Source organism: Vibrio sp. 2-1-2a (genome assembly GCF_032648565.1).
In the GTDB taxonomy this organism is placed as follows: domain Bacteria; phylum Pseudomonadota; class Gammaproteobacteria; order Enterobacterales; family Vibrionaceae; genus Vibrio; species Vibrio diabolicus.
In genome coordinates this window covers 72,380-81,635 of the sequence record NZ_WBOH01000013.1, presented here as the reverse complement: position 1 = coordinate 81,635, position 9,256 = coordinate 72,380, and the positions used below count along the sequence as shown (strand labels likewise).

The 9,256-nt window shown below is 46.7% G+C and carries 12 protein-coding genes; 4 read left to right on the top strand and 8 right to left on the bottom strand.

The genetic code is table 11. The annotated features are described in order from the left end of the window. Positions 1-99 precede the first annotated feature (99 nt). The gene (locus F7Y48_RS21730; protein WP_005461433.1) at positions 100-648 is read left to right on the top strand and encodes a gamma carbonic anhydrase family protein; all 549 of its coding nucleotides are present in this window, start codon (positions 100-102) and stop codon (positions 646-648) included. A gap of 7 nt (positions 649-655) precedes the next feature. On the opposite strand, the gene F7Y48_RS21725 is transcribed toward F7Y48_RS21730, so the two are convergent. The 4 genes from F7Y48_RS21725 to F7Y48_RS21710 all read right to left on the bottom strand — a co-directional run bounded on the left by F7Y48_RS21725 (position 656) and on the right by F7Y48_RS21710 (position 3,380). Beyond that, positions 656-919, bottom strand: coding sequence for a DUF1488 domain-containing protein (locus tag F7Y48_RS21725; protein WP_005461429.1), 264 nt, complete (start codon positions 917-919; stop codon positions 656-658). A 3-nt stretch (positions 920-922) separates the two neighbouring features. Next, positions 923-1,756 carry a shikimate dehydrogenase gene (aroE, locus tag F7Y48_RS21720; protein ID WP_316685380.1) on the bottom strand — a complete coding sequence of 278 codons (834 nt, stop codon included), beginning with the start codon at positions 1,754-1,756 and terminating at the stop codon, positions 923-925. A 101-nt stretch (positions 1,757-1,857) separates the two neighbouring features. Continuing rightward, a complete protein-coding gene (gene hemF / locus F7Y48_RS21715; protein ID WP_258507622.1) occupies positions 1,858-2,775 on the bottom strand; it encodes an oxygen-dependent coproporphyrinogen oxidase in 918 nt (305 codons plus the stop codon). 47 nt (positions 2,776-2,822) lie between these two features. Beyond that, complete coding sequence (locus F7Y48_RS21710; RefSeq protein ID WP_046874602.1) at positions 2,823-3,380, bottom strand: L-threonylcarbamoyladenylate synthase; 558 nt, start codon at positions 3,378-3,380, stop codon at positions 2,823-2,825. 199 nt (positions 3,381-3,579) lie between these two features. On the opposite strand from F7Y48_RS21710, the gene purE reads away from it, so the two are divergent. Next, the gene (gene purE, locus F7Y48_RS21705; protein WP_046874601.1) at positions 3,580-4,065 is read left to right on the top strand and encodes a 5-(carboxyamino)imidazole ribonucleotide mutase; all 486 of its coding nucleotides are present in this window, start codon (positions 3,580-3,582) and stop codon (positions 4,063-4,065) included. 4 nt (positions 4,066-4,069) lie between these two features. Further along, positions 4,070-5,197 (top strand): 5-(carboxyamino)imidazole ribonucleotide synthase, encoded by a 1,128-nt coding sequence (locus F7Y48_RS21700; RefSeq protein WP_316685378.1) that lies wholly within the window; start codon positions 4,070-4,072, stop codon positions 5,195-5,197. Positions 5,198-5,266: 69 nt separating this feature from the next. Here F7Y48_RS21700 and F7Y48_RS21695 read toward each other — a convergent pair whose 3' ends face one another. The 4 genes from F7Y48_RS21695 to F7Y48_RS21680 form a co-directional block, all read right to left on the bottom strand. Further along, positions 5,267-5,836 (bottom strand): type I DNA topoisomerase, encoded by a 570-nt coding sequence (locus F7Y48_RS21695; protein ID WP_054868149.1) that lies wholly within the window; start codon positions 5,834-5,836, stop codon positions 5,267-5,269. Positions 5,837-5,912: 76 nt separating this feature from the next. Continuing rightward, a complete protein-coding gene (locus F7Y48_RS21690; protein ID WP_005379074.1) occupies positions 5,913-6,392 on the bottom strand; it encodes a DUF494 family protein in 480 nt (159 codons plus the stop codon). A gap of 2 nt (positions 6,393-6,394) precedes the next feature. Continuing rightward, on the bottom strand, positions 6,395-7,504 hold the full coding sequence (dprA, locus tag F7Y48_RS21685; protein WP_316685377.1) for a DNA-processing protein DprA: 1,110 nt from the start codon (positions 7,502-7,504) through the stop codon (positions 6,395-6,397). Continuing rightward, positions 7,488-8,582: a LysM peptidoglycan-binding domain-containing protein gene (locus F7Y48_RS21680; protein WP_258507625.1), complete on the bottom strand. Its 1,095-nt coding sequence runs from the start codon at positions 8,580-8,582 to the stop codon at positions 7,488-7,490. The genes dprA and F7Y48_RS21680 overlap by 17 nt, the downstream gene beginning before the upstream one ends. 138 nt (positions 8,583-8,720) lie before the next feature. Here F7Y48_RS21680 and def point away from each other — a divergent pair, with 138 nt between their 5' ends. Next, positions 8,721-9,239: a peptide deformylase gene (gene def, locus F7Y48_RS21675; RefSeq protein WP_005461416.1), complete on the top strand. Its 519-nt coding sequence runs from the start codon at positions 8,721-8,723 to the stop codon at positions 9,237-9,239. Positions 9,240-9,256: the final 17 nt, after the last annotated feature.

Below are 9,256 nucleotides of genomic sequence, written 5' to 3'. Positions count from 1 at the left end.
GATTTTTTTATCGTTTGGGTGTTTTTTATTCTAAAAGGCGAGTTTTCACTACTATTCTACCTCCATATCCCCAGTAATCGCCCCTAATAAGGAGAAAAGATGAGCTCAATTAGAAGCTACAAAGGTATAAAGCCCCAACTTGGTGAGCGTGTTTACGTTGACTCAACCTCAGTGTTAGTCGGAGATATCCGTATTGGGGACGATTCTAGCATTTGGCCATTAGTAGCGGCACGAGGCGATGTGAACCACATTCACATTGGTGATCGAACTAATATTCAAGATGGCAGTGTTTTGCATGTCACCCATAAGAACTCTGAAAACCCAAACGGCTATCCACTTATTATTGGCAATGACGTTACGATTGGCCACAAAGTGATGCTGCACGGTTGTGAGATACACGATCGTGTATTGGTTGGTATGGGGGCGATTGTTTTAGATGCTGTCGTTATTGAATCAGAGGTGATGATTGGAGCGGGCAGTTTAGTACCGCCAGGAAAGAGATTAGAAAGCGGTTATCTTTATGTCGGTAGTCCAGTGAAACAAGCTCGCCCTCTATCAGAGACAGAACGAGCTTTTTTGCAAAAGTCTGCCAATAACTATGTTCAAAACAAAAACGACTACTTACATGAAGTAGAAGACTTGAACTAAAGGTCTGTTAACCAATGATGATATGGCCTTCTTCATTGAAGGCTTCATCTTCTATTAACTCTTCTGCTATTTCTTCCAGATCAAATCGGTAGTCAATAAAAGCAGAGATCACGGCCTGCTCCGTATCTAACTCTGAGCCAGATAACTTTTCTAACTTTTGTTTCGTCACAAAGCATTCTATTAGCGCACCAGATTGTTGCGCCGCAAAGTTTACTGATTGTGATACTTCATCCCATGATTGCATGTCTGGGAATAAGATGGATTGATTCATCGCTTATTGACCTTCAAGGTTCTTTCTTAATTCACGCAAAATCTGTTTAGCTCCAGGACGAAGACCGCGCCATAACATAAAACTCTCAGCAGCTTGGCCAACTAACATACCTAAACCATCATAAGCATGTGCGACACCATGTTGCTTAGCCCATTGGTTAAATGTGGTATCACCTTTGCCATACATCATGTCGTAGCTTGTACTATTGGCGGCGAACACCGAGGAAGAGATCGCAGGTAACTCACCACTCAATGATGCAGACGTGGAGTTGATTACGACGTCGTACTCTTCAGCAATGGTATTCATCTCTTTTGCTGTAACAGGGCCATATGCAGAAAACAATTCTGCCAATTCTTCGGCTTTGGAAAATGTACGATTAGTTATCGTTAGAGATGTTGGTTTTTGCTCGAGCAATGGTTTAATCACTCCTCGAGCGGCACCACCAGCTCCTATGATCAGGATACGTGCACCTTCTAAAACGACTTGATGCTGCAACAAGTCTTGCACTAAGCCTGCACCATCAGTGTTATCACCAATGATTTCACCATCATCAAGCTTCTTAAGTGTATTCACTGCTCCAGCAAGCTGAGCACGCTCGGTCAAACGGCTGGCAAATTGATAGGCATCTTCTTTAAAAGGCAAGGTCACGTTACAGCCTTTGCCGCCGTCAGCAAAAAATGCTTTCGCCGCCTCGATAAATCCACCCACAGGCGCACATTCTGCGGTGTATGTTAGGGACTGATTCGTTTGACGAGCAAAGAGTGTATGGATAAATGGCGACTTGCTGTGCCCGATAGGGTTACCAAACACGGCGTAACGATCGATTTGCAGGGTCATTTCCTTACCTTTATTCCTTACTTAGATATAGAGAGAACAGGGCCATCTGATTACAGATGACCCTATCACTATCTATCTATATAGAAAAGGAGATTCCGTGCTTACCATTCGCGTGGTTTCAGGTATCGATCGTAAAGTTCGGCTTCAGGCGTTCCTGCTTCTGGTTCGTAGCGGTACTCCCATCGCGCTAACGGCGGCATCGACATCAGAATCGACTCGGTACGCCCACCACTTTGTAAACCGAATAAAGTGCCACGGTCGTACACTAAGTTGAACTCAACATAACGACCACGACGGTAAAGTTGGAATTCACGCTCGCGCTCGCCATATTCGATGTCTTTACGACGAGACACGATCGGCAAGTAAGCTTGGCAATAGCCTTCACCCACCGCTTTGATGTAATCGAAACACTTATCAAACTCCCAGTGGTTCAAATCATCAAAGAACAAACCACCGACACCACGAGTTTCGTTTCGATGTGGCAAGAAGAAGTACTTATCACACCAGGCTTTGTGTTCAGCATATACTTCTTCACCAAATGGGGCACAGATGGCCTTAGCTGTATCGTGCCATGACTGACAATCTTCTTCGAAAGGATAGAAAGGAGTCAGGTCGAAACCACCACCAAACCACCAAATTGGATCTTCGCCCTCTTTCTCTGCGATAAAGAAACGTACATTCGCATGAGAAGTTGGGACGTAAGGGTTTTTGGGATGGATAACCAAAGAGACCCCCATCGCTTCAAAACGGCGACCCGCTAGCTCCGGACGATGTGCCGTCGCAGATGCTGGCATTTCTTTCCCTTCTACATGCGAGAAGTTCACCCCACCTTGCTCGAAAACAAGGCCATCACGCATAACACGTGAGCGCCCACCGCCACCAAGACGTTCGCCCGGTTCACGATGCCATGCATCCTCGACAAAGACGGCCTCTCCATCTTCTTGTTCTAACTGCTGACAAATGGAGTCCTGAAGTGACATCAGGAACTGCTTTACGGCGTGCTTATCGATTGCTGACATACGTTATTACCTATTACGTGATACCGGTTGATGACTGGCAAGCAGGGTTAGCCCTGTCTTAATATTTGTGAAGTCTTGGCGTCACGAATCTCGCTGGGTTTATCACGACCGCTGGTTTCACCACGAAGAATGGCCACCAGCTTGTCACCCAATTGCTCTTCGACTTCTTCCGTGGTCATACACGGTGGCAAGCCGGAAAGATTCGCGCTGGTAGAGGTTAACGGCTTTCCGAATGCATTACACATCTTTTGAACCAAAGGATGATCAGTCACACGAACTGCAATTGAATCAAACTGCCCTGAAACCCAGTTGGAGACTTTATCGCTCGCAGGCATGATCCAAGTGTATGGACCTGGCCAAGTTGCATGAACGGTCGCTAATTGTTCTCGAGTCAGTTGAGATTCATCAATATACGGCAAGAGCTGCTCATAACTTGCAGCGATCAGAATCAGCCCTTTTTCCACCGGGCGCTGCTTGAGCTCCAGCAGTTTTTGAATTGCTTCTGGGTTATCTGGATCGCATCCGACACCAAAAACCCCTTCTGTTGGGTAGGCAATCACTTCGCCTTGTTGTAGTGCGTTGAGCACTTGTTCAAAGTTATCCACCGATTACTTCCTGATTGTCTGACTGTATTATTTTCACTAAGTGTACAAATATTCATTCTCAGACACTAAAGCAATTTTTTTATAAAATGTATCAATAGCGTCAACAACAAGACGCAAACGTTTGCTTGAGATAAAAATCCCCGTATAATGCGCACAAATTTATCAGCTCACCTAATTTTGCAGCTTGAAGGAGTTTGAGATGAAAGTCGGTATCATCATGGGTTCTAAATCCGATTGGCCAACCATGAAACTAGCAGCAGACATGCTAGACCAATTTGGCGTACCTTACGAAACAAAAGTCGTGTCAGCACACCGAACTCCTCAATTACTGGCGGACTACGCCAGCAGCGCGAAAGAACGTGGTATCAAAGTGATCATCGCCGGTGCAGGCGGTGCAGCTCACCTACCAGGTATGGCAGCTGCATTTACTAGCATTCCTGTACTCGGTGTTCCAGTTCAGTCTCGCGCACTAAAAGGCATGGACTCTCTGCTATCTATTGTACAAATGCCAAAAGGCATTGCCGTCGGTACGTTAGCGATTGGCGAAGCGGGCGCAGCAAACGCCGGTATCCTAGCAGCGCAAATCCTAGGCACTCATGATGAAAACATCATGGCGAAGGTAGAAGCGTTCCGCAATGAACAGACGGAAACCGTACTGGCTAACCCAAATCCAGCTGAGGATTAATCAGATGCATGTACTGGTTCTCGGATCAGGTCAGTTGGCTCGCATGATGTCTCTGGCTGGTGCACCACTGAACATCCAAATCTCGGCTTACGATGTCGGCAGCGGTAACGTTGTCCATCCTCTTACCCAACAGGTGCTTGGTCATGGTTTGGAAAATGCCATTGAACAAGTGGATGCGATCACCGCAGAATTCGAACATATTCCTCACGATGTACTCGACATCTGTGAATCAAGTGGCAAGCTCCTCCCTAGTACCGCAGCCATCAAAGCAGGCGGTGACCGCCGTGTTGAAAAAGCGCTACTCGATAATGCTGGCGTGCGTAATGCCAAGTACTACGTGATTGAAACACGTGAAGATTTTGAACGCGCAATTGAACATGTTGGCATGCCTATGGTGCTGAAAAGTGCATTGGGTGGTTACGATGGTAAAGGCCAATGGCGCTTGAAAGAAACGGCTCAGATCGAGACGATCTGGGCAGAAATGACGGAGTGCATTGCAGCAACACCAACTCAAGCCATTGTGGCTGAGGAGTTTGTTCCTTTTAACCGCGAAGTATCACTTGTAGGTGCTCGCGGTAAAGATGGCAGCGTTGAAGTGTACCCTCTAGCAGAAAACGTTCACATCAATGGCGTACTGAGCTTATCCACCGCAATTGATGCGCCAGAACTGCAAGCCCAAGCCAAGCAGATGCTCACGGCCGTCGCAGATAGCCTAGATTACGTTGGTGTATTGGCGCTCGAATTCTTTGATGTCGATGGCACACTGTTAGTGAATGAGATTGCCCCACGAGTGCACAACTCCGGTCACTGGACACAGCAAGGTGCAGAAACCTGTCAGTTCGAGAACCACCTGCGCGCCGTATGCGGCTTGCCGTTAGGCAGCACCAAACTGATTCGCGAAACCTCGATGGTGAATATTCTTGGTGAAGATACGTTGCCAGAAGCGCTTCTCGCCATGGATGGTTGTCACATCCATTGGTACGGCAAAGAGAAGCGTGAAGGGCGAAAAATGGGTCACATCAACGTATGTGGTGACTACCCAGGAGAATTGCACCGTAGGTTGTGCGCTCTCGCGGATGCCTTAGATCCAATGGCATTCCCAGCCGTGCACGAGTTTGCGAAACAAGCATAACTCTAAAATCTAGCCCCAAAAACCACAAAGGGTCGCACGATGCGACCCTTTTTAATTCCTTTGATGTATTTACCCTTGCTGAGTGTGCTGGCACTTACGGTTGGCACATTGCAATTTCACACCACTGGCGAGTTTCTTCTCCACCAACAGAGTAAAACCACATTCTTCGCACCTCCCCTTTACCGGAGGGAGATTCACTGCAAATTTACATTTAGGGTAGTTATCACATGCGTAGAAAGTTTTACCAAAACGCGTCTTACGTTCAACTAAATGACCTTTACCGCATTCAGGACACGCGTGGTGCTCTTGCGACTGCTTTTCTGGCTCTGGTTGATTAATCGACTCAATATGATGGCACGCCGGATAGTTACTGCAACCAACAAACATCCCATAACGCCCTTGGCGTAATACCAACTCGTTACCACAATCTGGACAAGGAACGCCAAGCTCTTTGACGATGTGTCCATCATTGTTGTGCAGGGCTTTGATGTAATCACAGCTTGGGTAGTGGCTACAGCCAAGAAAGGGACCGTGTTTGCCATGTTTGAGGATCAATTCACTGCCACATTTAGGACACGGCTCGTGTTCCAAAGCGTGTTCATGGGCAGAGAAAAGGGTGTTGTCGATTTTACTACTCATACTTACCGTTTCGTGAAAAACACACAAAAAGACAAGCTCGCGTTTATTCTAGCTAAACTCGAACTTGCCCAGATGGTTAGTGAAGAATCCCTTGTTCCTTGGTGTACAACAGCTCTTCCATTAGCGTGTAAGCGTTTTCGTTGCCAGGCACATTAAACAGCACCATCAGAATGATCCATTTGAGGTCTTCAAGCTCAAACTCACTCGTTTCTAATCCCATCACTCGGTCAATCACCATTTCGCGAGTTTCTGTGGTTAACACATTGATTTGCTCGAGAAACAATAAAAACCCTCGGCATTCCAAATCTAAACGCTGCATCTCTTTCGCTGTGTAGATACGAGTTGATGACGAAGCCATGCAAGTCGAGATTGCAGAAGAGGTGTCACTTTGCTGCAATGCGGCAAGCTCTTCTAACCAGACAAGGGCTTTGTAGATATCTTTTTGTTGGAAGCCTGCACGGAGCAGCTCTTCTTCCAACTCGTCTTGTTCGACCTGTAACTCTGCATCGCTATGGATGTAGGTTTCGAATAGATACATCAGTATATCCATCATCATAGCTAGCCCCTCCCCTTTCGAATATAGCCACCTGAAACCGCAACGACATGCCCAGAGAGTTCTAACTCTAAGAGCTGCATCATGACTTCCTGGACAGGTATATTGGTCCTGTTTGCAAGAATATCAACCGGTGTAGCTTCACTTCCTACGTTAGCTAACAGCTGAGGAAATGGCAATTCTTCTTCATCATTTAACGTAGAAAATAAATCGGTACTCTGATTAATAGACCAATCAAGCAAAGACTGTATTTCATCTAAGACATCTTTCGTCTTTTCTACGAGGCAAGCACCATGACGTATCAACTGGTTGCCACCGCTGGCATTAGGGGCATTTATCGAAGCTGGCAGCGCAAATACTTCTCGACCTTGCTCAAGCGCGTAACGAGCAGTAATTAACGAGCCACTCCTTTCCGCCGCTTCCACAACTAACACACCTAGCGATAATCCGCTAATAATGCGGTTTCGACGCGGGAAGTTTTCCGGGCGCGGCTTGGCGTTGGGACGAAATTCAGACACCAAAGCCCCATGTTCAATAACACGTTGCGCTAAACCACGATGACGAGCAGGATAAATATGTTCTAAGCCAGATCCCAGCACCGCAATCGTCTTACCTTTTGCTTGCAACGCACCATCGTGCGCATGGCCATCAATGCCTAAAGCGAGACCACTGGTGACAATAAAATCGTGCTGAACAAATTCTGCGGCAAAGTGGCGTGCATGCTGTAAGCCATCAATACTCGCATTTCGGCTACCCACCATGGCAATTTGTGGTTGCGATAAAAAGGTGGGACTCCCCTCAACAAATAACAACGGAGGCGGCGCAACGATTTGTTTGAGTTGAGGTGGATAAAGCGGGTCAGTCAGTGTCAGGATATGATGATTTGTAGAAGCCTCAAACCAACTTAAACAGGCATCAACTTCTTTATCTGTTGAAGCCCAAGCTTGAATTTGCTTAGTTGTTAACCCAAGTTGTTGTAGCTGTTCGGGAGAGAAGTTTACGATGTTACGCGGCGTGTCTCTTGCCAGTAGCTTATTCATTTTGACCCCGCCAATGCCTGGTAAACAACTCAGTTTTAACCAGGCAGCGAGATCATCGTTATTTCGTCGATTCATCGATGGTTAATTCGTTCGCCAACGGTGACACCACCGAAACATCTTGGTTAATGGGTTTCGTACTGTTAGTGATAAGTGCCAAGCTAAAGTACTGATACGGACGAATCACAAGCAATTCGCCAACTTTACTCTGTGGCAGAGTGATTTTCTTATCAAGCACGCCAAACTCTTTCTTGAACTCATCGCCGTCTTTGTAAACTGGGTGCGCGTCTTCTTTTAAATCAAACACACTGCCTTGCTTGAGATTGTCTGACGTGCCTTTATCAATCACCACGACTTGGTTAGTTGAACTAAAGCGAATTCCTTCGATATTACCTAGCAACTTTGCCGAACTGCCTTGTGGCGACGGCAGCGGGTAGAACGTAGTCGTGAAGTCAGTATTCTCAACCGATTGATTTGGCAACGCGATATCGTTACGTAGAATTTCTTGCATCTGCGATGTAAGCTTCAAACCTGAATAATCGCTCGAAGCTTCAACGAGCTCACCTTTGGCAATCAAACGCAGCGCGGTGATCTCTTTAGACACATCGTCACGCGAAAAGGTTTCTACCGGCCGGTAAATAGCCCAGCCTGTCGCGGTCTGCTTGCCATCGATATACAGCACATCTTCTGCCGTCAGATACTTACTGCCTTTGCTGCTGCCCATCACTTTTGCAGCATTGTTCAACGCATCTTGATCCAGCAACCGATCCGATTTGAGATACGGCATCACCAAACCTTCCGCGACCGTTGGTACGGCTTTCTTTTCTGTGATGCGAGCTTTCGGGCTCAGCTTCTTAACCGGTTTTAGGCTCAACACGGGCTGACCGTTAATCCACACCAAAGACAGCTTATCTCCGGGATAAATTAAATGAGGATTATCGATGTCTGGATTGACTTGCCATAAACGAGGCCACAACCACGGGCTATCTAAGTACATGGCCGAAATATCCCATAACGTATCGCCCTTCACGACTACATAAGTTTGTGGCGCATCATCTTTAACAGTCAGTGGTTTAGCATCCACATTTGCTACAGCGTTGAAAGAGAAAAGTAACGGCAACGTAACACTGGCAACGTTGCGGAAAATTCGATTCATGACCCTCGTCCTTGGTCTGTTAAGCAGGAACCAGAATGGAAATTGGTGCAAGGATGCTGTCATTTAGGCTATAAAATGTCTAGAATTGAGCCAACAAGGTTTGTGCTGTTTCGGCACAGTTCAATATTTCGAGTGAATATGTCTGTATTACAAGTATTAACATTCCCAGATGATCGCCTGCGCACGGTCGCGAAGCCTGTTGACGCGGTGACTCCTGAGATTCAAAAAATCGTCGATGACATGATTGAAACCATGTACGACGAAGAAGGTATTGGCCTTGCTGCAACGCAGGTTGATATCCACAAACGTATCGTAGTGATTGATATTTCAGAAACTCGCGATGAGCCGATGGTGCTAATCAACCCTGAGATTCTGGAAAAGCGTGGCGAAGATGGCATCGAAGAAGGCTGTCTGTCGGTACCAGGTGCACGCGCACTTGTGCCTCGCGCTGCAGAAGTTACCGTTAAAGCACTGGATCGTGATGGCAAAGAGTTCACCTTTGAAGCCGACGACCTGCTAGCGATTTGTGTTCAACACGAGCTTGATCACCTACAAGGTAAGCTATTCGTGGATTACCTATCACCACTGAAACGCAAACGCATTCAGGACAAGCTAGCAAAAATCAAACGCTTTAACGAGAAGCAGCAAAACGCTTAATCTCGAACCATACCAAT